This window comes from Micromonospora sp. Llam0, assembly GCF_003751085.1.
In the GTDB taxonomy this organism is placed as follows: domain Bacteria; phylum Actinomycetota; class Actinomycetes; order Mycobacteriales; family Micromonosporaceae; genus Micromonospora_E.
In genome coordinates, this window is the sequence record NZ_RJJY01000001.1 from 231060 (window position 1) to 258053 (window position 26994).

At 70.1% G+C, this 26994-nt stretch carries 27 protein-coding genes and 1 riboswitch; of the genes, 13 read left to right on the forward strand and 14 right to left on the reverse strand.

Features of this window, described 5'->3' with window-relative positions:
* Positions 1 to 152 precede the first annotated feature (152 nt).
* Positions 153 to 1856, forward strand: coding sequence for a substrate-binding domain-containing protein (locus EDC02_RS01085; RefSeq protein WP_233605680.1), 1704 nt, complete (start codon positions 153 to 155; stop codon positions 1854 to 1856).
* 242 nt (positions 1857 to 2098) lie between these two features.
* Positions 2099 to 3583 carry a sugar transferase gene (locus EDC02_RS01090; RefSeq protein ID WP_370461405.1) on the forward strand — a complete coding sequence of 495 codons (1485 nt, stop codon included), beginning with the start codon at positions 2099 to 2101 and terminating at the stop codon, positions 3581 to 3583.
* A gap of 58 nt (positions 3584 to 3641) precedes the next feature.
* On the opposite strand, the gene EDC02_RS01095 is transcribed toward EDC02_RS01090, so the two are convergent.
* Complete coding sequence (locus tag EDC02_RS01095; protein ID WP_123600316.1) at positions 3642 to 4856, reverse strand: ROK family protein; 1215 nt, start codon at positions 4854 to 4856, stop codon at positions 3642 to 3644.
* 74 nt (positions 4857 to 4930) lie between these two features.
* Here EDC02_RS01095 and xylA point away from each other — a divergent pair, with 74 nt between their 5' ends.
* From xylA to EDC02_RS01115, 4 genes are all read left to right on the forward strand, one after another.
* On the forward strand, positions 4931 to 6121 hold the full coding sequence (xylA, locus tag EDC02_RS01100) for a xylose isomerase (protein ID WP_123600317.1): 1191 nt from the start codon (positions 4931 to 4933) through the stop codon (positions 6119 to 6121).
* A 51-nt stretch (positions 6122 to 6172) separates the two neighbouring features.
* Complete coding sequence (gene xylB, locus EDC02_RS01105) at positions 6173 to 7591, forward strand: xylulokinase (RefSeq protein ID WP_123600318.1); 1419 nt, start codon at positions 6173 to 6175, stop codon at positions 7589 to 7591.
* A 597-nt stretch (positions 7592 to 8188) separates the two neighbouring features.
* Positions 8189 to 8509 (forward strand): hypothetical protein, encoded by a 321-nt coding sequence (locus EDC02_RS01110; RefSeq protein ID WP_148083295.1) that lies wholly within the window; start codon positions 8189 to 8191, stop codon positions 8507 to 8509.
* Positions 8510 to 8627: 118 nt separating this feature from the next.
* Positions 8628 to 8978: a hypothetical protein gene (locus EDC02_RS01115; RefSeq protein ID WP_148083296.1), complete on the forward strand. Its 351-nt coding sequence runs from the start codon at positions 8628 to 8630 to the stop codon at positions 8976 to 8978.
* Positions 8979 to 9260: 282 nt separating this feature from the next.
* Here the strand turns inward: EDC02_RS01115 and EDC02_RS01120 are convergent, their stop codons facing one another.
* Positions 9261 to 9518, reverse strand: coding sequence for a hypothetical protein (locus EDC02_RS01120; protein ID WP_123600321.1), 258 nt, complete (start codon positions 9516 to 9518; stop codon positions 9261 to 9263).
* The gene (locus EDC02_RS01125; RefSeq protein ID WP_123600322.1) at positions 9511 to 10026 is read right to left on the reverse strand and encodes a hypothetical protein; all 516 of its coding nucleotides are present in this window, start codon (positions 10024 to 10026) and stop codon (positions 9511 to 9513) included. Before EDC02_RS01125 ends, EDC02_RS01120 begins: the two co-directional genes overlap by 8 nt.
* A 185-nt stretch (positions 10027 to 10211) precedes the next feature.
* On the opposite strand from EDC02_RS01125, the gene EDC02_RS01130 reads away from it, so the two are divergent.
* Positions 10212 to 10997 carry a helix-turn-helix transcriptional regulator gene (locus tag EDC02_RS01130; RefSeq protein ID WP_123600323.1) on the forward strand — a complete coding sequence of 262 codons (786 nt, stop codon included), beginning with the start codon at positions 10212 to 10214 and terminating at the stop codon, positions 10995 to 10997.
* Positions 10988 to 11173 carry a DUF397 domain-containing protein gene (locus EDC02_RS01135; protein WP_123600324.1) on the forward strand — a complete coding sequence of 62 codons (186 nt, stop codon included), beginning with the start codon at positions 10988 to 10990 and terminating at the stop codon, positions 11171 to 11173. Before EDC02_RS01130 ends, EDC02_RS01135 begins: the two co-directional genes overlap by 10 nt.
* Positions 11174 to 11332: 159 nt before the next feature.
* Here EDC02_RS01135 and EDC02_RS01140 read toward each other — a convergent pair whose 3' ends face one another.
* Positions 11333 to 11926 (reverse strand): TetR/AcrR family transcriptional regulator, encoded by a 594-nt coding sequence (locus tag EDC02_RS01140; RefSeq protein ID WP_123600325.1) that lies wholly within the window; start codon positions 11924 to 11926, stop codon positions 11333 to 11335.
* Between the two features lie 80 nt (positions 11927 to 12006).
* On the opposite strand from EDC02_RS01140, the gene EDC02_RS01145 reads away from it, so the two are divergent.
* From EDC02_RS01145 to EDC02_RS01155, 3 genes are all read left to right on the forward strand, one after another.
* Positions 12007 to 12771, forward strand: coding sequence for a DUF2306 domain-containing protein (locus tag EDC02_RS01145; RefSeq protein ID WP_123600326.1), 765 nt, complete (start codon positions 12007 to 12009; stop codon positions 12769 to 12771).
* 76 nt (positions 12772 to 12847) lie between these two features.
* Positions 12848 to 13051: an antitoxin gene (locus EDC02_RS01150; protein WP_123600327.1), complete on the forward strand. Its 204-nt coding sequence runs from the start codon at positions 12848 to 12850 to the stop codon at positions 13049 to 13051.
* Positions 13052 to 13159: 108 nt separating this feature from the next.
* Positions 13160 to 14563 carry an MFS transporter gene (locus EDC02_RS01155; protein WP_123600328.1) on the forward strand — a complete coding sequence of 468 codons (1404 nt, stop codon included), beginning with the start codon at positions 13160 to 13162 and terminating at the stop codon, positions 14561 to 14563.
* Here the strand turns inward: EDC02_RS01155 and EDC02_RS01160 are convergent.
* From EDC02_RS01160 to EDC02_RS01195, 9 genes are all read right to left on the reverse strand, one after another.
* Positions 14532 to 16208 (reverse strand): glycoside hydrolase family 13 protein, encoded by a 1677-nt coding sequence (locus tag EDC02_RS01160; protein ID WP_123600329.1) that lies wholly within the window; start codon positions 16206 to 16208, stop codon positions 14532 to 14534. The two genes, EDC02_RS01155 and EDC02_RS01160, sit on opposite strands and share 32 nt — an antisense overlap.
* Before the next feature lie 114 nt (positions 16209 to 16322).
* The gene (locus EDC02_RS01165; RefSeq protein ID WP_123600330.1) at positions 16323 to 17372 is read right to left on the reverse strand and encodes a LacI family DNA-binding transcriptional regulator; all 1050 of its coding nucleotides are present in this window, start codon (positions 17370 to 17372) and stop codon (positions 16323 to 16325) included.
* A 47-nt stretch (positions 17373 to 17419) separates the two neighbouring features.
* Complete coding sequence (locus tag EDC02_RS01170; protein ID WP_123600331.1) at positions 17420 to 18388, reverse strand: carbohydrate ABC transporter permease; 969 nt, start codon at positions 18386 to 18388, stop codon at positions 17420 to 17422.
* Between the two features lie 5 nt (positions 18389 to 18393).
* The gene (locus tag EDC02_RS01175; RefSeq protein WP_123600332.1) at positions 18394 to 19452 is read right to left on the reverse strand and encodes a carbohydrate ABC transporter permease; all 1059 of its coding nucleotides are present in this window, start codon (positions 19450 to 19452) and stop codon (positions 18394 to 18396) included.
* Positions 19453 to 19540: 88 nt separating this feature from the next.
* Complete coding sequence (locus EDC02_RS01180) at positions 19541 to 20887, reverse strand: ABC transporter substrate-binding protein (protein WP_123600333.1); 1347 nt, start codon at positions 20885 to 20887, stop codon at positions 19541 to 19543.
* 165 nt (positions 20888 to 21052) lie between these two features.
* Positions 21053 to 21511, reverse strand: coding sequence for a TspO/MBR family protein (locus tag EDC02_RS01185; RefSeq protein ID WP_123600334.1), 459 nt, complete (start codon positions 21509 to 21511; stop codon positions 21053 to 21055).
* Between the two features lie 184 nt (positions 21512 to 21695).
* Positions 21696 to 21839, reverse strand: coding sequence for a GPGG-motif small membrane protein (locus tag EDC02_RS40680; RefSeq protein ID WP_199757467.1), 144 nt, complete (start codon positions 21837 to 21839; stop codon positions 21696 to 21698).
* 49 nt (positions 21840 to 21888) lie between these two features.
* Complete coding sequence (locus EDC02_RS01190) at positions 21889 to 22578, reverse strand: metallophosphoesterase (RefSeq protein ID WP_233606321.1); 690 nt, start codon at positions 22576 to 22578, stop codon at positions 21889 to 21891.
* Between the two features lie 29 nt (positions 22579 to 22607).
* Positions 22608 to 22898 carry a hypothetical protein gene (locus EDC02_RS01195; RefSeq protein WP_233605682.1) on the reverse strand — a complete coding sequence of 97 codons (291 nt, stop codon included), beginning with the start codon at positions 22896 to 22898 and terminating at the stop codon, positions 22608 to 22610.
* Between the two features lie 272 nt (positions 22899 to 23170).
* Here EDC02_RS01195 and EDC02_RS01200 point away from each other — a divergent pair, with 272 nt between their 5' ends.
* Both EDC02_RS01200 and EDC02_RS01205 read left to right on the forward strand, forming a co-directional pair.
* Positions 23171 to 23854: a dTMP kinase gene (locus EDC02_RS01200; RefSeq protein ID WP_233605683.1), complete on the forward strand. Its 684-nt coding sequence runs from the start codon at positions 23171 to 23173 to the stop codon at positions 23852 to 23854.
* 441 nt (positions 23855 to 24295) lie between these two features.
* Complete coding sequence (locus EDC02_RS01205; RefSeq protein WP_370461503.1) at positions 24296 to 25288, forward strand: RNA polymerase sigma factor RpoD/SigA; 993 nt, start codon at positions 24296 to 24298, stop codon at positions 25286 to 25288.
* 138 nt (positions 25289 to 25426) lie between these two features.
* On the opposite strand, the gene EDC02_RS01210 is transcribed toward EDC02_RS01205, so the two are convergent.
* Positions 25427 to 26386: an NlpC/P60 family protein gene (locus tag EDC02_RS01210; RefSeq protein WP_370461406.1), complete on the reverse strand. Its 960-nt coding sequence runs from the start codon at positions 26384 to 26386 to the stop codon at positions 25427 to 25429.
* 10 nt (positions 26387 to 26396) lie between these two features.
* Positions 26397 to 26528, reverse strand: a riboswitch (cyclic di-AMP (ydaO/yuaA leader).
* Positions 26529 to 26994 lie beyond the last annotated feature (466 nt).

Below are 26994 nucleotides of genomic sequence, written 5' to 3' on the forward strand. Positions count from 1 at the left end.
GAAGTCACCAATTTCCATTCAAGTGTTTCTCCTCCGTAACTTTCGTCCGAACGTACCTGGCACCCTGGCCTGCGCATCCGGAGTATGGGACCGTGCCAGGCCGCCATCGAATGCGACGTCGGGTTCGCGGAGCAGGCGCCATCGCAGCGGCGATGGCGCTTGTCGTCGTCACCGCCGGGGTCTGGTTCGGCTACCAACGTCTCACCGCCCCGTCCTGCTCCGGGGCGCTGCCGCTGGTCGTCTCCGCCACACCGGAGATCGCGCCGGCCGTGCAGGCGGCGGCGGACCGGTGGCGGGCCGACAGTGGCGCGGTCGGTGACACCTGCGTCGCGGTCGAGGTCACCGCATCCGACCCGGTCGACGTGGCCGCTGTGGTCGCCGGGCAGCACGGTGTCGCGCTGGCCGGGGTCGGCCAGGCCAGCGGTACGGCGATCGCGCCGGACGTGTGGGTGCCGGACTCGTCCACCTGGCTGCTCCGGCTGAGTTCGCTGGCCCCCGGGTTCACCCCGGCCAACAACGAGTCGGTGGCCCGTAGCCCGGTGGTGGTCGCGATGCCCGAGCCGGTGGCGACCAACCTGGGCTGGCCCGACCAGCAGCTGACCTGGACCGACCTGCTGCAGCAGATCACCACCGGCACCGAGCTGCGGACCGGCATCGTCGAACCGACCCGCGACGCGGCCGGCCTGTCCGGCCTGCTCGCCCTCGGTGAGGCGGCCGGCGAGGCGGGAGCGAACGCCCAGCAGGCGACCACGGCGGCGCTGCGCGCCCTGGCCACCGGCCGGTCCGCGCTGCGGGAGGACCTGATCGCGCGCTTCCCGCGCTCGGCCGATCCCGCGTCGGTCGCCTCCGCGCTCGGTGCCGCCGCCCTGTCCGAGGAGGACGTGATCGAGTACAACGCCGCGCAGCCGCCGATCGCGCTCGCGGCGCTGTACCTGGAACCGGCGCCGATGTCGCTCGACTACCCGTACGCGGTGCTGCCCGGCGCCGACCCGGCGAAGGCCGCCGCCGCGGCCGGCTTCTACTCGGTGCTGACCGGTGCCGGGTTCCGGGAACGGCTCGGTGACCAGGGGCTGCGGGCGCCGGATGGCACCTGGGGGGCCGGTTTCAGCGCGCCTCAGGGGGCACCCAGCCCGGCCGGCACCGCACCGGCGACCGTCACCCCGGACTCCGGCGGTACGGCGGCCGGTGGCCTGGACCCGGTGGTGATCGACCGGACCCTCGCCACCTGGACGTCGGTCACCCTGCCCGCCCAGATGCTCGCGGTGATCGACGTTTCCGGTTCGATGCTGGAGCCGGTGCCCACTGCGGACAACGTCACCCGGGCCGATCTCACCCGGGAGGCGGCCCGCCGAGGGCTCGGCCTGTTCGACGATTCATGGGCCCTCGGACTATGGATCTTCTCCACCGAGTTGGACGGCGAGCAGGACTGGCGGGAACTCGTGCCGATCAGCCCGTTGAGTAGTCGTCGGGCGGAGCTGGAAGCGTCGCTGTCGGAGGTCGTGCCGAAGCGAAACGGAAATACCGGTTTGTACGACACGACGCTCGCCGCTTATCTGGCGGTGCAGGACGAATGGGCAGCCGGGCGTGTCAACTCGGTGGTCATCTTCACTGATGGTAGGAACGAGGACGACAGCGGGTTGACCCAGGATGAGCTGTTGGCCGAGCTGGCCGAGGCGGCTGATCCACAGCGGCCCATCCAGGTGATCTACGTCGGCATCGGCGACGGGGTGAGTCAGGAGGAACTGGAGTCGATCACCAATACCACCGGCGGCGGGGTGTTCGTAACCGAGGATCCGGCCAACATCGGTGACATTTTGCTCAAGGCGATCGCTCTCCGCCCGACAACCGTGCGCTGAGTCGGTGATGTGGGGGTTCGAGAGGATTTGTCGAGCCACCGAGTGACTGAGGGTTGTGAAATGGCTCCATATTGTACCTCTATTGTGGAAGCCCCCTGGCCAACTGACGGTAATCTGTCGCAAGCTTCGGCCATACCGGATGGTGGGCCAAGATATCGGGGTGCCGCGGCACCACCGGTACCAACGACGGGCCAGCGAGGTGCCCGGGGTCTGCGTCGACTCGAGCGAGCTGGGGAGGGCTAGTGACGTCGGCGACTTTGGTCAACGCTGCGGTGGTGCAACCGGAATCCCCACCGGGAGCGCCCACTGCAGTGCTGCACGCGCGACAGCGTGCCTACATTCGGGCGATCGCCGCCCTTGACATCGGCGTGCTCTGCGCCGCCGTGCTGGCCGGCTACCTGGTGCGTTTCGGCGCCGAGGAAGCCACCGGAGCGGACCTACCGTACGTCCTGACGACCCCGTGTCTGATGATCGCGTGGCTGGCCTCGCTGAAGTTGCTGCGCTGCTACGACGACCGGGTGCTCGGCTACGGCGCCGACGAGTACCGGCGGGTGATCACCGCCAGCCTGCGGCTGGCCGGCACCGTGGCGATCATCGGCTACGTCGCCAACGTCGGAATCAGCCGGGGCTTCCTGGCGGTGGCCTTCGCGGTTGGCACCGTCGGTCTGGTCGCCGGCCGGTTCGGCGCCCGTAAGTACCTGCACCGCCAGCGGGCCACCGGGACGGGGTGGTTCCGCAAGGTGCTGGTGGTCGGGGACACCCCACACGTGCTGGAGCTGGTACACACCCTGCGGCGGGAACCGTACGCGGGCTACCGGGTGGTCGGTGCCTGCATCCCGGACGCGCTGCTGGCCCCGGTGCCGCAGCGGCTCGGTGACGTGCCGGTCGCCGGTTCGTTCCGCAACATCCCGGATGCCGCCGCCGCCACCGGTGCCGACACCGTCGCGGTCACCGCGTCCGGGGAGCTGACCGCCACCCGGCTGCGCCGGCTCGGCTGGCAGTTGGAGGGCACCGGCATCGACCTGGTGCTGGCCCCGGCGCTGACCGACGTGGCCGGTCCGCGGATCCACACCCGGCCGGTCGCCGGGCTGCCGCTGATCCACGTCGAGGCACCCGAGTTCCGGGGCACCCGCAAGCTGGTCAAGGGCTTCGTCGACCGGTCGGTGTCGCTGCTGGCGGTGACCCTGCTGCTGCCGGTGCTGACCCTGCTCGCCCTGGCGATCAAGATCGACAGCCGGGGGCCGGTCATCTTCAAGCAGGTCCGGGTCGGCCAGGGCGGGCGGGAGTTCCACGTCTACAAGTTCCGCACGATGGTGGTCGACGCCGACAAGCTGCTCGCCGAGCTGGCGGCCAAGAACGAGACCGACGGGCTGATGTTCAAGATGCGCGACGACCCGCGCATCACCCGGGTCGGCAGGTTCCTGCGCAAGTACTCGCTCGACGAGCTGCCGCAGCTGGCGAACGTACTGTTCGGCCACATGAGCCTGGTCGGTCCGCGACCGCCGCTGCCGTCGGAGGTGGCCCGCTACGACGGAGACGTCGCCCGCCGGCTGCTGGTCAAGCCCGGGATGACCGGCCTGTGGCAGGTCAGCGGCCGGTCCGACCTGTCCTGGGAAGACGGCATCCGGCTCGACCTCTACTACGTGGAGAACTGGTCGCTGGCCAGCGACCTGACCATCCTGTGGAAGACCTTCGGCGCGGTCGTCAACGGCCGCGGCGCGTACTGACCTGGGCCTTGACACCAACTGGCCCTGATCGCGACGCATGCCGATCTGGCCGTCGGCGTCAGCCGGCGGTCAGCCAGGGGGCCGGGTGGTCGCGTACCGCCCGGACCACCGCGCCGGCCGCGCCGGTCGCCGCCGCCTCGGCGCCGAGCAGCGAGGCCCGGACGGTCACCGGCGACCAGCCGACGGTCAGCACCCGCCGGCCGATCTCCGCCTCGACGACCGGCGACAGCCACGGGGCCAGCGGCGCGTAGATGCCACCGAGCACGATGGTCTGCACATCCAGCAGGTTGACCACCCCGGCGAGCACCACGCCGAGCGCGCCGGCCGCCGCCGTCAACGACCGGCGGACCTGCTGCTCGGAGCCTGCGGCCCGCTCGGCGACCTGGCGCAGCGCCTCGGTGGCGGTCAGTCCCTGCCCGGCCAGGCCGGCCGAGCGCAGGATCGCCTCCTGTCCGGCGTACTGCTCCAGACAGCCGCGTGCCCCGCAGCGGCAGCTCGGTCCGTCCGGGCGGACCGCGAGGTGGCCGAGCTCACCGCTCCACCCCCGGGTGCCCCGGAACAGGCGGCCGTCCAGCACGATCCCGGCACCGATGCCGATCTCACCGGAGACATAGACGAAGTCGGCCGGCTCGCCGTGGCGGGCGTGCAACTCACCCAGGGCGGCGAGGTTGGCCTCGTTGTCCACGGTCAGCGGTACGTCGGCGAGCGGGCCGCCGTCGGCGGCCAGCACGGCCGGAACGTCGACGTCCTGCCAGCCCAGGTTCGGCGCGAGCCGGACGAGCCCGTCCCCGGTCACCAGCCCGGGTACGGCCAGCGCGGCGCCGGCCAGCGGGAGCCCGCGTGCCTGCGGCGCGGTGAGCACCTCGCCGGCCAGCGCGGCGAGCCGGGTCAGCACCAGCTCCGGCGGGTGCGGACGTTGATCCGCCGGCAGCACCGCCCGGTGGCGTACCGTTCCGGACAGGTCCACCAGGCAGGCGGCCAGGTAGTCGACGTTGATCTCCAGACCGAGACCGGCCGGGCCGTCGGCGGCGAGTGCCAGCCCGGTCGCCGGCCGGCCGGCGCCGGTCCGGGGCACCGGCGCCACCTCGGTGAGCAGGTTGCCGCCGATCAGTTCGTCGACGAGCGCCGAGACGGTGGCCCGGGTCAGCCCGGTGGCTGCGGCGATCTCGGCGCGCGACGGCGGGCGACCGGCGGCGGCGACCTGGCGGGCCACCAGCCCGAGATGGTGCTCGCGCAGACCAGCCTGGCGTAGCGGGGATTCTGGCGTGCGCATGGCCTTGACAATGCCACACGGCAGGAAAATAATTCAATCACTAAACAAATCTGTCGCGTTACGCGGAGGTCACCATGACAGTCCAGCCCACACCGGCCGACAAATTCTCCTTCGGGCTCTGGACCGTCGGATGGCAGGCCCGTGACCAGTTCGGCGACGCCAGCCGTGGCCCGCTCGACGCGGTCGAGGCGGTGCACCAGCTCGCCAGCCTCGGCGCGTACGGCATCACCTTCCACGACGACGACCTGGTCCCGTTCGGCTCCGACGCGGCCAGCCGCGACCAGCACATCGCCCGGTTCCGCAAGGCCCTGGAGGAGACCGGCCTGGTGGTGCCGATGGTCACCACCAACCTCTTCGGCCACCCGATCTTCAAGGACGGCGGCTTCACCAGCAACGACCGCTCCATCCGGCGGTTCGCGCTGCGCAAGGTGCTGCGCAACATCGACCTCGCCGCCGAGCTCGGCGCGAAGACCTTCGTCATGTGGGGCGGCCGGGAAGGCGCCGAGTACGACCACGCCAAGGACATCCGGGCCGCGCTCGACCGCTACCGCGAGTCCGTCGACCTGCTCGGCCAGTACGTCGTCGACCGGGGCTACGACCTGCGGTTCGCCATCGAGCCCAAGCCCAACGAGCCGCGCGGCGACATCCTGCTGCCCACCGTCGGCCACGCCCTCGCCTTCATCTCCAGCCTGGCCCACCCGGAGCTGGTCGGGCTCAACCCCGAGGTCGGCCACGAGCAGATGGCCGGGCTCAACTTCACCCACGGCATCGCCCAGGCCCTGTGGCACGGCAAGCTGTTCCACATCGACCTCAACGGCCAGCGCGGCGTCAAGTTCGACCAGGACCTGGTCTTCGGCCACGGCGACCTGCTCAACGCGTTCTCCCTGGTCGACCTGCTGGAGAACGGCGGCCCCGACGGCACCCCCGCCTACGACGGCCCCCGGCACTTCGACTACAAGCCCTCGCGCACCGAGGACTACACCGGCGTGTGGGCCTCCGCCGCCGCCAACATGCGCACGTACCTGCTTCTCAAGGAGCGGGCCGCCGCGTTCCGGGCCGACCCCGAGGTGCAGGAGGCCCTGGCCGCCAGCAAGGTCCCGGACCTGGCGGTGCCCACCCTCAACCCGGGCGAGACCTACACCGATCTGCTCGCCGACCGGGCCAGCTTCGAGGACTTCGACCCGGAGGCCGTCGCCGAGCAGGGCTTCCACTTCGTACGGCTCAACCAGCTCGCGGTCGAGCACCTGCTCGGCGCCCGTTCCTGACCACCAGCTGACCCCCGCCCACCCCGCCCGACCCCTCCTGGAGGACCAGCCGTGACCCTCGTCGCCGGCGTCGACTCGTCGACCCAGTCGTGCAAGGTGGTGATCCGCGACGCGGACACCGGCAAGCTGGTCCGTGAGGGCCGGGCGGCGCATCCGGACGGCACCGAGGTGCACCCGGACGCCTGGTGGGCGGCGCTGCAACAGGCCGTCGACTCCGCCGGCGGGCTGGACGACGTGTCCGCCGCCGCCGTCGCCGGCCAGCAGCACGGCATGGTCTGTCTGGACGAGACCGGCCAGGTGGTCCGGCCGGCTCCGCTGTGGAACGACACCCGCTCGGCCGGTGCCGCCACCGAACTGATCGACGAGTTCGGCGGCGGCACCGCCGGGCGGCAGGCCTGGGCCGACGCGGTCGGCCTGGTGCCGGTGGCCAGCTTCACCATCACCAAACTGCGCTGGCTGGCCCGCACCGAGCCGGCGTCGGCCGACCGTACGGCCGCGGTCTGCCTCCCGCACGACTGGCTGACCTGGCGGCTGGCCGGCACCGGCGACCTGGCCGCGCTGCGCACCGACCGCAGCGACGCCAGCGGCACCGGCTACTGGTCGGCCGCGACCGGCCAGTACCGCCCCGACCTGCTCGAACACGCCTTTGGTCGGACGCCGCTGGTGCCGACCGTGCTCGGCCCCAACGACCCGGCCGGCGCGCTGCGCTCCGGCGCCCCGCTCGGCCCCGGGGCCGGCGACAACGCCGCCGCCGCGCTCGGCGTCGGCGCCCGCCCCGGCGACGTGATCGTGTCGATCGGCACCTCCGGCACCGTGTTCAGCGTCGCCGACACCCCGGCCGCCGACCCCAGCGGCACGGTCGCCGGCTTCGCCGACACCACCGGCCGGTTCCTGCCACTGGTCGCCACCCTCAACGCCGCCCGGGTGCTCGACGCCGCCGTCACCATGCTCGGCGTCGACCACGACCGGCTGGCCGAGCTGGCGCTGAGCGCGCCGGCCGGCGCCGACGGGCTGGTGCTGGTGCCGTACCTCGAAGGGGAACGCACCCCGGACCGGCCGACGGCCACCGGCTCGCTGCACGGGCTCACCCTGGCCACCAGCACCCCAGCGCACCTGGCGCGGGCCGCCGTCGAGGGCATGCTCTGCGCGCTCGCCGACGGCCTGGACGCCCTGGTCGCCCAGGGCGCGGCCGTCAACCGGGTCATTCTGGTCGGCGGCGGGGCGCGCTCTGCGGCGGTACGCCGGATCGCGCCCGAGGTGTTCGGCTGCCCGGTGCTGGTGCCGCCGCCGGGGGAGTACGTCGCCGACGGTGCCGCCCGGCAGGCCGCCTGGCTGGCGCTGGGCACCCCAGACGCGCCGGACTGGACCCCGGCCGACACCGAGGAGTACGCCGCCGACGCAGTGCCCGCCATCCGCGACCGGTACGCCGACGCCCGCGACCACGTCCTGAACCGGGTCACCGCCAGCTGACGCGGCTGGCCGCACCCCGCTGTCTCACGGTCCTGTTGTCTGGACGGCGTCGCCGTCGAATCAGGACTGGCTGGCTACCCCCGGTCTACGTTGGTGACCGCGCCGGGTCGGCGCAGCGCGTCCTTGCACGCGCGGACACTGACCGCCTTGCCGTCGCGGTCAGTGTCGTCGGGTCGATTTTTGCCAGCCGTCGAGCTGCACCCACGAGTGTTCCTCGGCCGACGGTCAGATTTCCACTACCCGGAGTCGGACGGGGCGGTTGGCGTCCAGGTGTCACATTGGCGCAGCGCGGCCAGATCACCGGGGCACGCCAGCGGTGTCGGCTCGGGCATCGTCAAGGGCTCCGTACGGCTCGGCGGTTTCGTCCTTGTCATTGCCGTCAAGGCCGCCACCGACAAGCCACCCCGTTCACCAGCACCGCACCCGCCGCCACCGCCGGCTGACATCGCTGTATTCCGCTCTCTCGCGGTCCTGTTGTCCCGACGGACGGCGTCGCCATCGTTCCAGGACAGTCGCTGTACGGCGTTGGCTGTACGGTGAGGGTGGTGTAGCTCTGAACCTGGATTGTTAAGCGCTGGAAGTTGTGGTGACAACTCGATGACAGATGCCCATGATGGCGAATATCGTAGCACGACCACGTATAGGGTGATGATCTGGTCGATCAGGGCATTTTTTATGTTCTTCCTGACTGGCCTGTTCCTGATTTTGATATTGGAGCTGGTGGTCGCGTCTGAGGCCATTGGTATCTTGGTGGCGGGTTGTGTTTTTGGGGGTGTAATTTCGATCGCAACGGCGTTTGTTCCTCTGACAAGGTTCTCTGCGCTGGTACAGGAGAATTCTGGAATGCAGATTGATGGGCAGCTACCATTTTTGCGCCATCTGGTATCCGACCTGTGGCGGATGGGGTGGCGCCGCTGAGTGCAACGGGCTGGGACAATGTGTGCTCCGGGCGCCTGGAGTTGTGCCGGCTTGGCCTCGGGCCCGGCTGTCCTAGCCGGCATGAAGACCGTCTACTCTGGGTTGGGAGGTTGATTGAATGGTGGGTTCCTCAGATGATCCTGCCTGGCGTGTGCGCGGAGCCTGGGCGTACTGGCGTGCGTTGATCATTATGCGGCTTCTTCTTCTTGTATTCTTGGCTGTCTTTGCCGTGATTCTGGCGCTGTTACTGGGAGGGTCGGTCGAGGTGCTGAGGTCAATTTTCTTTGGGCTGATCTTGACGGCCGGTGTCGGAATTATCCTGGGGCTGTTTTCTGTCCGTCCGGTGCACCGCCGTATTGAAGAAACGCCGCATTTTGCGGGCATGGACGTCTTTGAACGTGGGCCCAAGCTGTTCGGCATGGTCGCGGTTGACCTTTTTGCCCTGAAGAGGTGGCGGCCCGGGCCCTGAGCTGTCGGGCTTGACCGCAGTGGTCTGCGGTCGGTCGCTGGGACGCGCGCATCGCAATCGAAAGCCGAGCTGCTCGTCGGGAGTGTTGACCCCCGGGGCGCAGCTTCCGGATCTCCCGTCCAGTGTCCCCGGGCAGGGGTTGCCGGACCCCTGGGTCCGGGTGCCGGCCTCAGGCGCGGATCTCGGATCACGGGGATGGGATCCGGGCGTCCGTCCTGGTCCGGCTAGCGGGGAGCGGTGGGGAATGCTGCGCCCCGGGGGCGCCTATCGGGGATTGGCTGGCTACCCCCGGTCTACCGTGGTGACCGCGCCGGGCCGGCGCAGCGCATCCTTGTATGCCCGTACGCTGACCGCCTTGCCGTCGCGGTCAGTGTCGTCAGGGTCGATTTCCCAGCCGTCAATCTGCACCCACGAGTGTTCCTCCGGCGACGGCCAGATTTCCACCACCCGGAGCCGAACGGGGCGGTCGGCGTCCACGTGGTCACATTGCCGCAGCGCCACCAGATCACCGGGGCACGCCAGCGGGGTCGGCTCAGGCATCGTCGAGTGCTCCGTACGACTCGGCAGTTTCGTCCTTGTCGTCGTGCGGGTAGCCGGCCGGCATCAGTCCGGACAGGTGCAGGACGGCGCGGATTCGTCGGGCGTTCGCCGGCTCCCACCGGTCCAGGATCGCGATCGCCCGCAGGAACGGCCGGCATGGCCCGGGGACGCCGCCGCACCGGTGGCATTCGCCGGTGGTCCGGTTCGGCAGGTGGGTGCGGGCGGTGGAGTTCGCGTCGTGGATCGCCCGGGACAGCGCGGGGGAGCGGGCCGCCCGGCCGGTGCGGTCCGCGCTCCGGGAGTCGTCGACCGCACCGTACGGGGCGGCAGCCACGCCGCGCGCGCCGGCGAGCTGGAACCGCCCGTCGTGATCGGGGTCGGTCTCCCCGGGGGTCCGCTTCGGCAGCGGCGGCCGGCCCGGTGTGGGTGCCGCATCGTCCGCTGCTGTGAACGTGATGTACCGGGCGAGGCGGGGAGTCCCGCCAATGCCGTCATTCCTGATCGACATTTTTCCTCCGAGTCCAGTCGACTGTGGTGTTCGCCGACTTCCACCCTGGACTATCAGCCCCCCACCACAGAAGATGGGAAAAGCCCGGGAGCGACCAGGTGGCAATTGATCAACGCGGGTGACTCCGGGGAATGTCCGGCACCGGTCAGTGGTGCGCCGTGATGAATTGGGGGACGTGAAAGGCTATGTCTGCGAGCGAGTATCTGGTAGAGGACCTCCGTCGTGTCCGGGAGATGCTGGGGCTCACCCAGGAGTCCTGGGGTGAGCGCCTGCACTTCTCGGCGTCGCACGTCGGCGCGGTGGAGCGCGGCGAGCGGCCGGCGCTGCCGGACTACCTCGGCGCGGTGGACCGGGTGTACGGCACCGCGTTCATGAAGTTCTATCGGGAGTTCATCCGTGGCGAGTGGACCCCGGTGTGGTATCGACCGTTCGTCGAGTACGAGGGCCGCGCGAAACTGCTGCGGATCTTCCAGCCGATGGTGATGCCCGGCCTGTTGCAGACCGAGGCGTACGCGCGTGCCCTGTTGCAGGCGCTCAACACCAAGCCGGAGGAGCTTGAGCCGACCCTGGCCGCCCGACTGGACCGCCAGGAAATCGTCACCCGGGCCACCAACGCCTGCCGACTGGTGGTGGTGCTCGACGAAATCGTGTTGCGCCGGTCGGTGGGCGGGCCGGAGGTGATGCGCGACCAGTTGAAGGCGATCGCCGACGCCAACCAACGGCAGAACGTGCAGGTACACATCGTGCCGTTCACCACCGGAGGCTATCCAGGGGTGCTCGGGCCGATGGTGCTCGCGACCGTGGACGGCCGGACGGTCGGCTTCCTCGAAGGCCACCTGGAGGGGCGGCTGATCGAGGCCACGGATGCCACCGAGGCGCTGGAAGAGGACTGGGAGACGATCCGGGGGTACGCTCTGCCCGGCCAGCAGTCCCACGAGATGATCATGGAGGCGATCGAGACATGGAGCTGACCGAGGCGCGTTGGCGCAAGAGCACCAGGTCCGACTCGGCGAACTGTGTCGAGGTGGCCGACAACCTACCGGGCCGCGTCTACGTCCGGGACACCAAGAACCGCGACGGCGGTACGTTGGCCTTCGCCCCGTCGTCCTGGTCGAGCTTCGTCGAGCTGGCGAAGAAGTACGCCTGAGCCTGCAACGATCCGCTTTCCGTAGCCGGAGCACACAGAGCCCCGGGACCCCGCCCCAGTCGCAAGGGTCCCGGGGCTCTGTTGCGTTCGCGAGGTGACGCTTACACACGTTAAATTGGCGAAATAACGTGCGTCAGCGTCACCTCGTTGACGTCAATCTCAGCCGGCCGGGTCGCGCAGGATCGCCGCGAACGTGTCCCGGATCAGCTGGTCCGTCGGGGCGTCCAGGCCGAGTTTCGTCAGGCCACCGTTGAGACGCAGGGTGGTCAGGCCGTGGACGGTGCACCAGATGGTGCGGGCCAGCGCGGTGGCGGACTGACCGGCGGGCAGGAAACCCGCCTCCTGCGCCTCGGCTACCGCGTCAACCAGGGGCGCGAAGGTGTCAGGCCTTACCTCGGCCCACGACCACTGCCGGAACATCATGCCGAAGATTGCGCTGTTCTCCTCGGCGAAGCGCAGGTACGCGGCGACCAGGCGGATGATGCGGTCGGCGGGGTCGGTTGCCTGCGCGGCGGCGGCGCGCTGGGCAGCACCGAACGCGTCGTACCCCTCGTCACGCAGCGCGGACAGCAGCGCCTCGCGGTCGGTGAAGTGCCGGTACGGCGCTGCGGAGCTGACGCCGACCCGCCGGGCCAGCTCGTTGAGGCTGAAGCCCTCCGCGCCGCGTTCGGCCAGCAACTCCCGCGCGCCGGCGAGCAGCGCATCGCGTAGCGCTCCGTGGTGGTACGTCCGGCGAGTGGCCCCAGCTGCCATGTTGACGACATTAACATCAGGCCGTATGTTGATGTCACTTACATTGTGAATGGCACTTACATACTCGTCTGGGGGCGGTCATGAGCGACACAGCAGTGGTGGCGTCACCACCGGTGCGGACGACCAGCGGCAGGCCGGTGCGGCGGTCCCGCACCGGCTGGACGGCGGTGCTGTTGACCTCGCTCGCGATCGGCGGGTTCTCGTTGTACACCTACGCCAGCGCTGACCTGCGTGCACTCGCCGATGACGGTGCCGGGCTGGCCGGCACCTATGTGGATGCGCCGTTGCCGGTCCGGGTGGCGTTCTTCGTCCACGTCGCCCTCGGCTCGCTTGCGCTGCTGCTCGGGCCGTGGCAGTTCTCCCAGCGGCTGCGCCGCCGCTGGCCGGTGGCCCACCGCTCGGTCGGCGTGGTGTACCTGCTCACCGTCGGTGTCGCGGCGGTGAGCGCGCTGGTGATGCTGCCGTTCAACCAGGCCCGGATGGTCGGCTTCTTCGGGTTCGGCGCAGTCGCGCTGCTCTGGGCATTCACGGCGTGGCGCGGCTTCGACACCGCGCGGCGGCGGGACCTGCGCCAGCACCAGGCCTGGATGATTCGCAACTACGCGTTGACGTTCGCCGCTGTCACCCTGCGCTCGTGGGTCGGCGTCCTCCTCGCCGTACAGTTGCCGTTCGCCGGGCCGGACGCGGATCCGGACCTGCTGTTCGAGACCGCCTACGCCGCCGTGCCGTTCCTGTCCTGGTTGCCCAACGTGATCGTCGCCGAATGGCTGATCCGCCGACGCGACCTGCCCTCGTTCCGCCTCGTCGACCGAACCCCGGACCAGGGCGTGTCCCGCGCATCATGACGTGCGGTCCGAGGTGACCTGCGGCGAGCTGGCAATGCGCTAGCCACCCTTCGTCGCCACGCTGTATATCCGAACCATGTCCGATGATTCCGCCGAGCCGATCAAGGAGCGGGCGGCGGCAGCCAGCAAGTCGCCGTCGGCCTACGTCGCCCGCCAACCGATCAAGATCACCGGAAGTTCGACGAACATTGAGATCGTTCAGCGGCTCAAGACCCGGAACCGATCTATTGGTCCACTGACGTCTGAGATCGTCGAGGCGGTGCAGAACAGTCGACGATGATTGTCAACGCGCGCTCGATTATGCACGTCGCGTCGGGGCGCGTAACAGGTGGCAGGAAGCCCCGGCCCGACCGTTGGCAGGCGGGCGCGCTGACCCATACTCGGCGGCATGACGCTGACCGGTGGGCGGGCGCACCGCATCTACAGCGTCGTCGTGTTCATCGTGCTCGCCTCGCTGGACAACGTGGCGATCGGCCTGGTCCCGCCGCTGTACGGCAGCATCGCCGACACGTACGCCGTACCGGAAGGGGCGATCGGCGCGGTCACCGCCGCGACCTTCCTGATCAGCGCGATCGCCGCGGTCGGCTGGGCGTACGTCGGCGACCACGGCGACCGCAAACCGTTGCTGATGGCCGGTACGGTGATCTGGGGCCTCGGCGCGGCCGGCACCGCCCTCGCCGGCAGCTACCCGCTGTTCTTCGCCGCGCAGCTCGTCGCCGCCGTCGGGCTCGGCGCGGTCGCCTCGGTCGGCTTCTCCGTGGTCAGCGACCTGATCACCCCCGGCCGGCGGGGCCTGGTGATGAGCTTCTGGGGGCTGTCGCAGGGCGTCGGCACCCTCGCCGGCACCCTGCTCGGTGGGCTGCTCGGGCACGTCGACTGGCGGCGGCCGTTCCTGGTGCTGGCCGCCGCCGGGCTGGCCGCCACGGTCGCGTACCTGTTCACCGTCGACGTGCGGCGCGGGCAGAGCCAGCCGGAGCTGGCCGGCCGGTTCGCCGCCGGCGGCGAGTACGAGCACCGGATCAGCCGGGCCGATCTGCCGACGATCGCCCGACGGCGGACCAACGTCTGGCTGGTGGCGCAGGGCCTCACCGCCCAGGTGGCGTTCGGTTCGCTGGTGTGGCTGCCGGCGCTGTTCCGGGCCCGCGCCGAGGAGCAGGGCTACACCGCCGGTACGGCGATCATCGTCGGCAGTGTCTTCGCCACCCTGTTCCAGCTCGGCGGCGCGCTGTCGATCGTCGGTGGGCTGGTCGGCGACCGGCTGCAACGGCGTACCCCTCGGGGTCGGGCCCTGGTCGCGGCGGTCGGCATCCTCGCCGCGGTGCCGTTCTACCTGGTGCTGTTCTTCGTGCCGATGCGCATCGACGTGCCGGACGGCGCTGGTGCCGGTGCGGTGACCGCCGCCGTGCTGGGCGGCGTGTTCACCGAGCCGACGATCGGGCTGAGTTTCCTCACCGCCCTGCTCGCCCTGGCGTTGACGTCGGCGAACTCGCCGAACTGGTTCGCGTTGATCGCCGACGTCAACCCGCCGGAGCACCGGGGCACCGTCTACAGCCTCGGCAACCTGGTCAACGGGGTCGGTCGGGCGACCGGCAACGCGCTGCTGCCGGTCGCCCTGCGGGCCGTCGGCGGTGTCGTCCCACCGCCGTTGAACTACGCCGTCGGCCTCGCCGTGTTCCAGCTGTTCTTCATCCCGACCGGGATCATGTACTGGCTGGCGTCCCGGACCGCACCGGGCGACATCGCCGACGTGCACACCCTGCTCAGCGAACGCGCTGCCGGGCCCAGACGGTGACGTCGGTCGGCACCCGTCCGCTGCCGTTCAACGGACCGCTGGCGATCAGCGGTTCGGTGCCCGGCGGCAGCGACACCGGCTCGGCACCGAAGTTCGTCACCACGGTCACCTCGTCGACGCAGCAGGCGAGCACGTCCTCCGGCGACTCCAGCCACCGCAGCCGGCCGGCACCAAGCCCCAGGTCGCGGCGCAGCCGCAACGCCGTCCGGTACAGCTCGTAGGTCGACCCCGGCACGTCGCGCTGCCGGTCGAGGGCGTACTCGGCCCACACCGGTGGCTGCGGCAGCCAGCTGGCGTCGGTCGGCCCGAACCCGTACGACGGGCTGTCCGCCTCCCACGGGATCGGCACCCGGCAGCCGTCCCGGCCGCGCTCGGTGTGGTCGGTACGCCGCCAGGTCGGGTCCTGCCGGACCTCGTCGGGCAGCGTGGTGTGCTCCGGCAGACCCAGCTCCTCACCCTGGTAGAGGTAGGCCGAGCCGGGCAGGGCCAGCATCAGCAGGGTGGCGGCGCGGGCCCGGCGCAGCCCGAGCGCGGTGTCCGGCTGCGGGTCGTTCGCGCCGATGCCGCGCGGCCGGGCCGCGCCGATCGGCAGCGCCAGCCGGGTGGCGTGGCGCAGCACGTCATGGTTGGACAACACCCAGGTGGTGGGCGCGCCGACCTTGTCGGTGGCGGCCAACGAGCGTTCGATCACCGTACGCTGCGCGTCGGAGGTCCACGCCGCCTCCAGATATTCGAAGTTGAACGCCTGGTGCATCTCGTCCGGTCGGACGTACGCGGCGAGCCGCTCCGCCGGCTGCACCCACGCCTCGGCGACCAGGATCTGCTGCCCGGGGTGCTCGTCCAGCACCGACCGCCACTGCCGGTAGATCTCGTGTACGCCGTCCTGGTCCCACATCGGCGGACGGGGCTGGTCGACGTGGTCGCCGGAGGTGGTCTCCTCCGGGTAGTGCCAGTCGGCCAGGTCGGCCTGCTTGACCAGGCCGTGCGCCACGTCGACCCGGAAGCCGTCGACGCCCCGGTCCAGCCAGAACCGCAGGATGGCCACGAACTCGTCGCGGACCTGCTCGGAGTCCCAGTTGAGGTCGGGCTGGCCGGCGTCGAACAGGTGCAGGTACCACTGGCCCGGCGTACCGTCCGGGTTGTCGGTCCTGGTCCAGGCCGGGCCGCCGAAGACGGACCGCCAGCTGTTCGGTGGCCGGTCCCCGTGCTGGCCGCGGCCGTCGCGGAAAACGTACCGGTCCCGGGCCGCGCTGCCCGGCTCGGCGCCGAGCGCCTCGACGAACCAGGGGTGTGCCGACGAGGTGTGGTTCGGCACCAGGTCGACGATCACCCGGAGCCCTCGGCGGTGGGCCTCGGCGATCAGCCGGTCGGCGTCGGTCAGCCGGCCGAAGATCGGGTCGACGTCGCGGTAGTCGGCGACGTCGTAGCCGGCGTCGGCCTGCGGCGACGGGTAGAACGGAGACAGCCAGATCGCGTCGATGCCGAGGGCGACGAGGTCGTCCAGCCGGTCGACGACGCCGGGCAGGTCCCCGATGCCGTCGCCGTCGGAGTCGGCGAACGACCGTGGGTAGATCTGGTAGATGACCGCCTCCCGCCACCATTCGGTGCCGGCACCGTCACGGGTACGGGTCGATGGCGTGTTCACCAGTTGTGCTCCTCAGCTCAGCTCGGTTGGCGGGGTTTTCCAGCTGCCAGGAACGTCCCTGGCAGCAGGCTTACCGGTGCCTTGTACGTCGGTCTACCAGGTCGGCCGGTGCGGTTACCCGGTTTCCCGGGGCGGCGCGGTCGACTCGCGGACCACCAGTCGGGTGGGCAGGGTCACCGTGTCGGTCGGCGCAGCGGCGGTGCCGGCCAGTGGGCTGGGCAGCGTACCGGCAGCCAGCGGGCCGAGCAGCGTACCGGCGGCCAGCCGGCCCTGCTCGGCGGCGGGTTGGGCGACGGTGGTCAGCCCGACCACCCGGGCCACGTCGTGGTCGTCGAGGCCGATCACGCTGACGTCGGCCGGCACCCGCAGCCCGACCTGGCGCAGTACGGCGATGGCGCCGAGCGCCATCTCGTCGCAGGCGGCGAAGATCGCGGTCGGCAGCGGGCCGCGGCGCAGCAGTTCGGTGGTGGCCGACCCGCCGCCGGCGATGGTGAAGTCGCCCTCCACGTCCAGCGCCGGGTCCGGGGTGAGGCCGGCCGCGACCAGCGCCTCCCGGTAGCCGCGGCGGCGGTCCAGGTGGGCGGTGAAGGCCAGTTCTTCGCCGGAGTTGCCGGAGATGTGGGCGATCCGCCGGTGCCCGAGTCCGATCAGGTGGCCGGTGGCGGTCCGGGCGGCGGCCACGTCGTCGATCCGGATGCTGGGCCAGCCGGGTACGCCGGTGCCGGAGCTGACCGTGACCCCGGGCATGCCCAACGCGGAGATGGCGGCGAAGTCGGACCGGTGCAGCGGGGTGGCGACCAGCATCAACGCGTCCACCCGGTGGCGCAGGCTGGCGGTGTGCAGCATCCGCTGCCGGGCGTTCTCCCGCCCGCCGAGGTTGTAGAGCAGCAGGTCGTAGCCGGCTTCCTGCAGTGCGTCCTCGGCGGCTTCGACGACGGTGCTGAAGAACCAGCGGGTGATCCGTGGCACCACGACCGCGACGGCCCGGGTCTTGCCGCCGGCCAGCCGCGACGCGCTGGGCGAGGCGATGTATCCGAGTTGCGCGGCGGCGTCGAGGACCCGCAGCCGGGTCGCCTCGGTGACCGTCGGCAGGCCCCGCAGGGCCCGCGAGACGGTCGCCGTGGAGACCCCGGCCAGCCGGGCGACGTCGTCGATTCTGGTCATGGATCATCACCTCGCCCGCGCGGTCGCGGCCGGCGTCGCCTTCGCGGTCAGCCCTTGACGCTGCCGGCCAGCAGCCCTCGGACGAAGTACCGCTGCAGGGAGAGGAAGACGATCAACGGCACGATGATCGATACGAAGGCACCGGACGTCAGGCGTTGCCACTGGTCACCTCGGGTGCCGGCGAGTTCGGCCAGCCGTACCGTCAGTGGTGCCACCCGACTCTCGCCACCTGCGAAGATCAACGCGACGAGCAGGTCGTTCCAGACCCAGAGGAACTGGAAGATGCCGAACGCGGCCAGCGCCGGGGCGATCAGCGGCAGCACGATGGTCCGGAAGATCTTCGGGTGGCTGGCCCCGTCGACCCGGGCCGCCTCCATCAGGTCCTTGGGTAGCTGGGACACGAAGTTGTGCAGCAGGAACACCCCCAGCGGCAGGGCGAAGCAGGTGTGCGCGAACCAGACCTGGACGTAGCGTTCGTAGCTGTCCAGCCCCCAGGGCGGGGTGATGGTGACGCCGCCGATCGTGGTGCCCTGCGAGAAGAACCGCAGCAACGGCACCAGCGCCATCTGCAGCGGCACGATCTGCAGCGCGAAGATGCAGATGTAGATCAGGTCCCGGCCGCGGAAGTTGATCCAGGCCAGCGCGTACGCGGCCAGTGCCGCGAAGGCCAGCGGGAACAGCACCGACGGGATGGTGATCACCAGCGAGTTGACGAAGTAGCTGGACAACTGCCCGGACGACGAGGACCTGCCGAACAGCACGTCCTGGTAGTTCTGCAGGGTGACCTGCGGGTTGGTGAAGAAGGTCCACCAACCGGTGGTCCGGATCTCCTCGGCCGGTCGGAACGAGGAGACGAACAGACCGAACGTCGGGATGGTCCAGATCACCGCGATGACGATCGCGACGATCGTCGCCGTCGGGGTGTTGAGCCGCTTGCGGACCCGGCCGACCCGGGTACGGGGCCGTTCCTCCCCGCTGCTGGCCGGGGCGGCCACGGGGGGCGTGGTGGTGGTCATGGGTGTCACACCTCCCGCTGCTTGCGCAGGTTACGGATCTGGTAGATGACGATCGGGATGACCAGCACGAACAGGAACACCGCCAGGGCCGAGCCGTAGCCGTTCTGGCCGTAGCGGAACGCCTGGTTGTACATCTCGTTGGCGATCACACCGGTGTCGTAGTTGCCGTTGGTCATCGTCCGGACGATGTCGAAGACCTTCAGGGTGGCGATCGAGATGGTCACCACCACGACGATCAGCGCCGGTCGGATGCTCGGCATGGTGACCCGCCAGAACATCTGCCAGGCGTTCACCCCGTCGAGCCGGGCGGCTTCGATGATGTCGGCCGGGATCGCCTTGATCGCGGCGGAGAGCACCACCATCGCGAACCCGGCCTGGATCCAGATCATCACCACGATCAGCAGCAGCGTGTTCAGTGGTGCGTTCAGTTGCAGCCAGCGTTGCGGCTCGAAGCCGAACAGGGTGACCAGGTAGTTGAGCAGACCGTACTGTTCCTGCTCGCCGCCCCGGTAGGCGTAGACGAACCGCCAGATGATGCTGGCGCCGACGAAGGAGATCGCCATCGGCATGAAGACCAGCGACTTGGCCAGCGCCTCGAACCGGGCCTTGTCCACCATGATGGCGTAGAGCAGGCCGATCGCGGTCGCCACCGTCGGCACCAGGATCACCCAGATCAGGGTGTTGGTCAGCACCTGGACGATCTCGTCCTGGGAGAACATCCACCGGTAGTTCTCCAGGCCGACCCAGTTCTCACTGCGTCCGTCCATGAACGACAGGACGGTGGTGCGCAGCGCCGGAATGACCAGCCCGATGCCGAGCAGCAGCAGGGCTGGCAGCAGAAAGAACAGGCCGAACAGGCCTTCGCCGCCGCGCCGAGGGCGGCCGACCGGCACCGATCCGCCGCCGGCACCGGCCGCGAGCAGCCGCTGCTCCCGTCGGCGGGCGAACCAGCTCGGCACCGCGTCGAGCAACAGCAGCATGCCGCCGACGATCACCACGAACGCGATCAGGCCGTACAGCAGCATCAACAGCTTCGGGTACTGCTCAGCGAAGTCGAAGTACATCCGCCCTCCCAACGGATCGTCGACCGGACCCAGCTATGGTGCGGCCGGCCTACCCCCGTGTGCTCGTGGGTGGGCCGGCCGCGTGGTGTCAGCTGGTCGGCCAGGAGCCTTCGATGTAGTCGAGGGTCTCTTCGGTGCTCTGGCCGCTGAGCCAGTCCACCATGCCGCGCCAGAAGGTGCCCGCGCCGACCGCGGCCGGCATCAGGTCCGACCCGTCGAAGCGGAACGTGGTGTTCTCGTCCTGCAGGATCTCCACGGAGAGCCGGTCGATCGGGTTCTCCACGTTGGCGATGTCCAGCCCGGTGTTGGCCGACACCCAGTTGCCGAGCGAGGCCCGGCTGTTGGCGTACTCCGGCGAGGCCAGGTAGGTCTGCACCGCCTGGACCTCGGGCCGGTCGGCGAAGGCCACGGTGAACTCGCCACCGCCGAGGACCGGCTGGCCGGCGCTCGGGTCGTTGGTCGGGAAGTAGAAGGCGAAGACGTCGCCGTCCTCGGCCACCTCGGTGCCCGCCGGCCACTGGTTGGCGTAGAAGCTGGCCTGCCGGTGCAGCGCGCAGTCACCGTCGAGGATCGGCACGCCCGCCTCCTGGAACGCGGTCGCGGTGATGCTGGAGACGCCACCGAAGCCGCCGTTGACGTACTCCTCGTTCTTGAGGATCGAGCCGGCCTGGTCGACGGCCTCGGCGACCTGCGGGTCGTTGAACGGAATGTCGTGGGTTGTCCACTGGTCGTAGACCTCCGGCGTCTGGGTCCGGAGCATGATGTCCTCGATCCAGTCGGTGGCCGGCCAGCCGGTGGCGTCACCGGACTCGACCCCGACGCACCACGGCTTGGTGCCGGTGGCGGCGACGTCGTCGCTGAGCGCGATCAGCTCGTCCCAGGTCTCCGGCACGGCCCAGCCGTTGTCGGCGAACATGCTCGGCGAGTACCAGACGAAGGACTTGACGTTGGAGCCGAGCGGGGCGCCGTAGAAGGTGCCGTCGACCGTCCCGTACGCCAGCCAGTCCTCGCTGTAGTTGGCTTCGGCCATCGCCCGGGTCTCGTCCGACGCGGCCTGCAGCTGGCCGGCCTCGGCGAACCGGCCGAGCAGGCCGGGCTGCGGGATGAAGGCGATGTCCGGCGGGTTGCCGCCGTCCACCCGCACCTGCAGCTGGGCCTCGAACTCACCGCTGCCCTCGTAGCGGATGTCGATGCCGGTGCAGTCGACGAACTCGCTCCAGGACTGCTCGAGCAGGTCTGCCTCGGCGTCACGGATCGAGGCGTAGATCGTCACCTCGGTGCCGTCGTTGCCCTGGTAGTCACTGTATGGGGCGCATTCCTCGGAATCCGGGTCCGCGCTGGTGCCGCTCTCCGAACTACACGCCGTCGAGGCGAGGGCCAGACCGAGCACGCTGGCGAGCGCGAAGACCTGGCGTGGTCTGGTGAAGACCGCCATGGAGCGTTCTCCCTTCCTAGCCGGCGGGCCCCCGCGTCCCCGCGGTCTGGCTGCGCCGGTCGGTTGCTTGTCTGGGCGTCCTCACATGTAAGCGCTTGCAATGGAAGCGCGTCCAGTCCTGACCAGCTACGAGCCAGTAACGATTCGGAAACCTTGACCCGCTACTCAGCTGTTCAGCTGCCAGATGGACAGGTTCAGCGCGGCGGCGAAGGTGACCCAGCCCCAGTACGGGACCATCAGCAGAGCGGCCGGTCGCCAGACCCGCCAGAACAGCACCACGGTGGCGCCGACGAGTAGCCAGAGGAGCACGATCTCGGCGAACGCCAGACCGTACCGGCCGGCGGCGAAGAACAGCGGTGTCCAGGCGGCGTTGAGCACCAGCTGGGCCAGCCAACTGGCGATCGCCAGGCCGACACCGGCCCGCCGCCAGACGGTGAACCCGGCAACGGCGATCAGCACGTACAGGACCGTCCAAACCGGGCTGAACAGCCAGGACGGCGGTGCCCAGGACGGCTGGACCAGTTCGGCGTACCGGGAACCGGCGTCACGGGCGGCGAACGCCCCGACCGCCGCGGCCGCCGCCACCAGGCCGAGGAACACCGGGAAACCCCACCACGAGCGCATGGCGACTCCAGGGAACAGCAGGTCAGGGAGCGCGGAGCGACTCCGGGGACGACAGATCAGGCCGGGGCCGCCGTCGCCGGTCCGCGGTGGGGAGGACCGGGCCGGTCCGGCGGCCCCGGCAGGCGCGGGGTCGATGTGGTCAGGTCGATGTCGGTCGAGGGGGCCGGGGGTACGCCCGGCACCGTCAAGCGAACAGGCTTACGCCACCGGGGCCGACGAGCAGCCCGACGACGATCAGCACGATGCCCCAGAGCAGTTGCCGGCGGAACAGCGCGAGAACGCCGGCGACGACCAGGACGACTGCGAGAATCCAGAGTAGTAGCTCCATGGCCGCTGAGTACCCTTGCGCCCGGCGACGGAAACCTTCACCGGTCTGGTCAAGCGACCGACCCGGCGAGCGAATAGACGCTGTACGCCTGTTTGATCACCGGATGGGCGACGTTGCGGACCCGTACCCCACCGGGCGTGGTGCCCCGTTCCGTGCCGAAGTGGGCGTGGCCGTGCACCGCGAGGTCGGCCGGTGCCGCGTCGATCGCCTCGGCCAGCAGGTAGGAGCCGAGGAACGGGTAGATCTCGGGCGGCTCGCCGGTGAGCGTCTCCGGCACCGGCGAATAGTGGGTCAGCGCCACCCGTACGTCGCAGTCCAGGCCGACCAGCGCCGCCCGTAGCCGATCGGCGGCGTCCGCCGTGGTGGCGACGAACGCCTTCATCTCCGGCTCGCCGAACCGGCTCGCGCACCGCCCGGCGAACCCACCGCCGAACCCCTTGACCCCGGCCACCCCGAGCCGGCCTCCGGGGCAGTCCAGCACCACGCCGTCGCCGTCGAGCACCGTGACCCCGGCGTCGCTGAGTATCCCGACCAGCCGCGGCACCTGATCACAGTGGTGGTCGTGGTTGCCCAGCACCGCCACCACCGGAACCGCCAGACCCCCGAACTCGTCGGCCACGCACCGCGCCTCCGACTCCGTACCGTGCCGGGTCAGGTCGCCGGCCAGCAGCAGGACGTCGGCCCGGTCGCCGAGCTGCGCCAACGCCGGCCGGAACCGGCCCAGCACGTCGCTGTCCATGTGCACGTCTCCGACGGCCGCGACGCGGATCACGACAACTCCTCCGTCTCGGTGGGCGCGGTGGTCCGACTGACCACGATGTCGACGATCAGGCGCACGCCGGGGAAGCGCTCGGCCACCAGCCGGACGATTTCCGCCCGCCGGTGGGCGCTCTCGACCTCCCCGCACAACACCAGGCTGTGGTCCCGGCGGGAGACGCCCACCCCCTGCTCGGCGATGTCGGCGTGCTCGCTGAGCAGCCGCTGCACCGCCGCCTCGGTGTAGCCGTCGAGCCGGTCCGGCCCGGTCTGTCGCGTCGACTGCCCCGATGTCCGGGTCATTTCCCCACCTCCTGGCTGTCGTCCGGTGCCCGTCGGTGGCCTACCCGTTCCCGGCCGGTTCGTGCCTGCAGGCACAGCGCGTCTCAAGGGGTGAACGGGGTGGCGACGTGCACGTGCTCGCTACCGTTGGGAAGGTGCTCGTCACAGTGACCCATGCGCCGCCACCACCGTCACCGTCACCGTCCCGGCCAGCGTCCCGCCAGCCGTCGCCCGTACAGTCCACGTCGTCAGCCGTGCCGCCATGCCCGCCACCGGACACCGCAGGGAGCACAGTGGACGCCGATCCGGCCTGGTCGCCGCCGGCCGGGCTGCGACGGATCGCGTTGGTGGGCATCGACGGGGTCGGCAAGACCACTCAGGCGCACCTGCTGGCCGAGGCGCTGACCACTGCCGGCCGGCCCGCCCGGTATTGGCGCAACGCTGGCGGCCGACGCTGGCTCGACCGGTTCGCAGTCCGACTCGGACGCCCGGACGCCCGGCGGATGGTCGGCCGTGGTGGGCTGATGTTCCTGGAGGCGTTGCTGCGCTGGCTCGCGATCGCCCGGTCGGTGCTCGGCTCACGCCGGGCGATCGCGGTGATGGACCGGTACGCGGTATGCCAGTACGCCAGCATCCGCACCCACGGCGCCGGCCGCTGGGAACGGCTCGCCCGGCTGGCGTACCGGGTGTTTCCCCGACCGGACGTGACGTTCCTGCTCTGGCTGCCGCCCGCCGAAGCGGCCCGGCGGATCGACGCCCGGGGCACCGACCACGAGTCGCTGGAGTTCCTGGCGACCAGCGCGGCCGCCTACGGGTCGCTGCCGGAGGCCGCCGGGTTCGTGGTGATCGACGCCCGGGGCACGGCCGCCCAGGTCGCTGCGGTGATCCGGCAGCGGCTGACCGACTGGCGGCCGGCCGACGGCCGTGCGGCCGGCGCGTCGTGGCGGCCGGATCCGGATGATTCGCGTGCGTCGTGACCCGGTGGCCGGTGTCTGTCGGGCGGTGATGAACCGCGCACCCCGCTCGGGCCGTATTCCTGGCCAGGACCAACCGACCGGCGTTGGCCAGGACCAGCCGACCGGCGGGCAGTGACGAGGATCGCAGGAGGGGTAGTGACGGGAATCGCTGCGCCCTGCCCGGTGTCGTGGTGTGCTGGGAGCCTGCCACACCCCGCCGACCTCAGCGAATCGGGCAGTCGGCCGGCCCGACGCAGCGCGGCGATCGAGGAGCCTGGCAGGAAACGCCAATCCCGCTCACAGCAATTATTCAGGCAATCGTGTCAGCTTCGACTCACGAGACGGAATCCCTGACGCGTCTCATCTGTTGTGCAGGTGTCGGCGCCATACGGCGGGGCCTGCCACATCAGGTTCGCCGGATCGGAGGCGGACGTGACGGGGGAGAGGCTGATGGAGATGCGCATCGCAGGTGACAGAGCACGACGTGGGGTTAACGAGGGGACCGTGAGCAACGTGGAGAAGACGATGGCTTTGCGGACCGACGAGGTCGCCGAGGAGCGGGACCTCGTTGGCGTCTACCTGCATGAGATCTCCCGCACGCCGCTGCTCGACGCGGCCCGGGAAGTCGACCTCTCCAAGTCGATCGAGGCCGGCCTGTACGCGGAGCACCTGCTGGAGCAGGGTGTGCCGCGGACCGGGGTGAGCCGTGAGGAGCTGGAGCGGCTGGTCGTCGAGGGTGAGCGGGCCAAGGACCTGTTCATCCGGGCCAACCTGCGTCTGGTGGTGTCGATCGCCCGCCGCTACGTCCGGTCCGGCATGCCGATGCTGGACCTGATCCAGGAGGGCAACACCGGTCTGGTCCGTGCGGTGGAGAAGTTCGACTACGAGCGTGGTTTCAAGTTCTCCACCTACGCGACCTGGTGGATCCGGCAGGCGATCAGCCGGGCGATCGCCCAGCAGGAGCGGACCGTACGGCTTCCGGTGCACCTGGTCGAGGACGTCAACCGGATGCGCAACGTGGCCCGCCAGTTGACCCGCGAGCTCGGTTCGGACCCCGAGCCGGAGCAGATCGCCGCCTCGCTCGGCGTACCGGTCGAGCGGGTGCACGAGCTGGTGCGGTGGTCGCAGGACACGGTGTCGCTGGACACCCCGGTCGGCGACGACGGCGACACCAACCTGGGCGACCTGGTGGCCGACAGCGACGCGCCGTCGCCGGAGGACATCGTGCTCACCGGGTTGGAGCGGCAGCGGATCGAGGGCCTGCTCAACCACCTGGACGACCGGTCCGCCGGCATCATGCGGGCCCGGTACGGCCTGGAGGACGGGCGGGAGCACTCGCTGACCGAGGTCGCGTCGCGCTTCTCGCTGTCCCGCGAGCGCATCCGTCAGCTGGAGATCCAGGCGCTGGGCCGGCTGCGGGAGCTGGCCCGGGCGGAGGGGCTGCAGGCGGCCTGACCAACCGGCTGCTGGCGACCTGATCCGCCGCGAACTGCCCCCCGCGACGAGCTGACAACCCGCCGACGAACTGACGACGGCCCGGCATCCGCGCTTAGCGGATGCCGGGCCGTCGTCAGTGTCGGGCGACCTGCCGGGTCAGCGGACCCGGCCGTAGCCGTACGGCGGCATCATGTCCACGCTGGCCAGCTCGACGGTGCGGCCGAAGGTGGGTGCGTGGATCACCTGGCCGCCGCCCACGTACAGGCCGACGTGGGCGAGACCGTTGTAGAACACCAGGTCTCCGGGCTGCAGCGCGCCACGGTTGATCTTCGCGACCACGTCCCACTGCATCGCCGCGTTGTGCGGCAGGCTCTTGCCGGCGGTACGCCAGGCGGCGAGCACCAGACCTGAGCAGTCGTAGCCGTTCGGGCCGCTGGCGGCCCAGACGTACGGCTTGCCGATGGCCCCGTACGCGAACTCGACGACCGAGCCGGCGGCACCGGACACCGACGGGACGGTCCCGGTGTACGACGAGCCAGTCTCGCTCGCGGCACCGTAGGCCCGTTCCCGCTTGTCCATCAGCTCGTCGATGTCCGCTTCGATGCTCTTCTTGCGGTCGGCGAGCTCCTTGACCTGGGCGTCCTGCTTCTCCAGGGCCGCCTGCAGCTTCTCCTGCTCGGCCAGGTAGGTCAGCTGGGTGCTGGTGAATTCGGTGAGTCGCTGCTGCCGGTCCCGGGCCAGGTGGTCCAGAGTGCCGAGCCGGTGGATGAAGCTGCCGGAGGAGCTGTCGAGCAGGGCGCTCGCGGTGCTCAACCCGCCGGTCTTGTACGCGTTGACCGCGATCTGACCGACCTCGGTCTGCGCTGCCGCGAGTTCGGCCTGCAGCGGGCCGAGCTTGGCGTCGATCTCCTCGGCCGCCGCCCGGGTGGCCTTGGCCTCCTCCCTGAGCCGGTTGTACGACTCGACGACCTTGGCCAGCTCTTCGGATTCCTTGTCGATCTGCTGCGTGAGTTCGCTGACCGTCGGCTGGGCGGTCGCGGCGGTCGCCGGTACCACCAGGCCGAGGCTCACGCCGGCCAGCATCAGGGTGCGCAGCAGAATCCGCGCTGTTGACAAGAACGCAGAACCCTTCTTCCTCGCCGCCTACCGGGTTAGCTGACGGATTCGGGCGGGAAGTTCGCCCTACCGCGGTGGACCGCGGATTCACCCCAGTTGCCGGTGGGTCCCCGGATCGCGACCGTGAGATCACTGGTTGTAACGCCAGGTAATCTCGGGACGGCGATTCGGCGGCACTGGACCGGCGTCACCGCTTCCCGGCGACTGGCGACCGGACCAGCCGGTCCAACTTAGCCGCAAGGGTTGCGACCCGGAAGTGCTGCGATCGTGATCCGTGGCATGAAACTGGGCGGGGCTCGTTGACGGTTACTTGATGTGACGGTTGGCTGCTCTGGGCAACATTTTCCTTGCCTTCGCGTGATCGGTCGACTGCGGTGCGTCGTCGTTGGACAACGGCTGATCAATTGCGACTAATGTGTCATTAGTCGGTCTGCGCGGTTGTCGTTAGCCAGCTATCCGGATAAATGGGTGCGAAAGGTTTGATTCGCCATCCAGGATGCGGCCTGCCGTACGTCATTCTGCTAGGTGGCAGAATGACTACCTTCCATCGAGTAGCTTGCTGTTTGCACAATGGACCCGCAAGGTCAGCGCCGCACGAGCCCTTCGGA

Coding starts and splice junctions, on each gene's coding strand:
- EDC02_RS01125 (WP_123600322.1), bottom strand. CDS start 10,026: ATGTCGATCAGGAATGACGGCATTGGCGGGACTCCCCGCCTCGCCCGG.
- EDC02_RS01185 (WP_123600334.1), bottom strand. CDS start 21,511: ATGCGCTCGTGGTGGGGTTTCCCGGTGTTCCTCGGCCTGGTGGCGGCG.
- EDC02_RS01085 (WP_233605680.1), top strand. CDS start 153: ATGGCGCTTGTCGTCGTCACCGCCGGGGTCTGGTTCGGCTACCAACGT.
- EDC02_RS01115 (WP_148083296.1), top strand. CDS start 8,628: ATGGTGGGTTCCTCAGATGATCCTGCCTGGCGTGTGCGCGGAGCCTGG.
- EDC02_RS01170 (WP_123600331.1), bottom strand. CDS start 18,388: ATGACCACCACCACGCCCCCCGTGGCCGCCCCGGCCAGCAGCGGGGAG.
- EDC02_RS01135 (WP_123600324.1), top strand. CDS start 10,988: ATGGAGCTGACCGAGGCGCGTTGGCGCAAGAGCACCAGGTCCGACTCG.
- EDC02_RS01155 (WP_123600328.1), top strand. CDS start 13,160: ATGACGCTGACCGGTGGGCGGGCGCACCGCATCTACAGCGTCGTCGTG.
- xylA (WP_123600317.1), top strand. CDS start 4,931: ATGACAGTCCAGCCCACACCGGCCGACAAATTCTCCTTCGGGCTCTGG.
- EDC02_RS01130 (WP_123600323.1), top strand. CDS start 10,212: ATGTCTGCGAGCGAGTATCTGGTAGAGGACCTCCGTCGTGTCCGGGAG.
- EDC02_RS01095 (WP_123600316.1), bottom strand. CDS start 4,856: ATGCGCACGCCAGAATCCCCGCTACGCCAGGCTGGTCTGCGCGAGCAC.
- EDC02_RS01110 (WP_148083295.1), top strand. CDS start 8,189: ATGACAGATGCCCATGATGGCGAATATCGTAGCACGACCACGTATAGG.
- EDC02_RS01165 (WP_123600330.1), bottom strand. CDS start 17,372: ATGACCAGAATCGACGACGTCGCCCGGCTGGCCGGGGTCTCCACGGCG.
- EDC02_RS01190 (WP_233606321.1), bottom strand. CDS start 22,578: ATGGACAGCGACGTGCTGGGCCGGTTCCGGCCGGCGTTGGCGCAGCTC.
- EDC02_RS01140 (WP_123600325.1), bottom strand. CDS start 11,926: ATGGCAGCTGGGGCCACTCGCCGGACGTACCACCACGGAGCGCTACGC.
- EDC02_RS01175 (WP_123600332.1), bottom strand. CDS start 19,452: ATGTACTTCGACTTCGCTGAGCAGTACCCGAAGCTGTTGATGCTGCTG.
- EDC02_RS01120 (WP_123600321.1), bottom strand. CDS start 9,518: ATGCCTGAGCCGACCCCGCTGGCGTGCCCCGGTGATCTGGTGGCGCTG.
- EDC02_RS01150 (WP_123600327.1), top strand. CDS start 12,848: ATGTCCGATGATTCCGCCGAGCCGATCAAGGAGCGGGCGGCGGCAGCC.
- EDC02_RS40680 (WP_199757467.1), bottom strand. CDS start 21,839: ATGGAGCTACTACTCTGGATTCTCGCAGTCGTCCTGGTCGTCGCCGGC.
- EDC02_RS01180 (WP_123600333.1), bottom strand. CDS start 20,887: ATGGCGGTCTTCACCAGACCACGCCAGGTCTTCGCGCTCGCCAGCGTG.
- EDC02_RS01145 (WP_123600326.1), top strand. CDS start 12,007: ATGAGCGACACAGCAGTGGTGGCGTCACCACCGGTGCGGACGACCAGC.
- EDC02_RS01195 (WP_233605682.1), bottom strand. CDS start 22,898: ATGACCCGGACATCGGGGCAGTCGACGCGACAGACCGGGCCGGACCGG.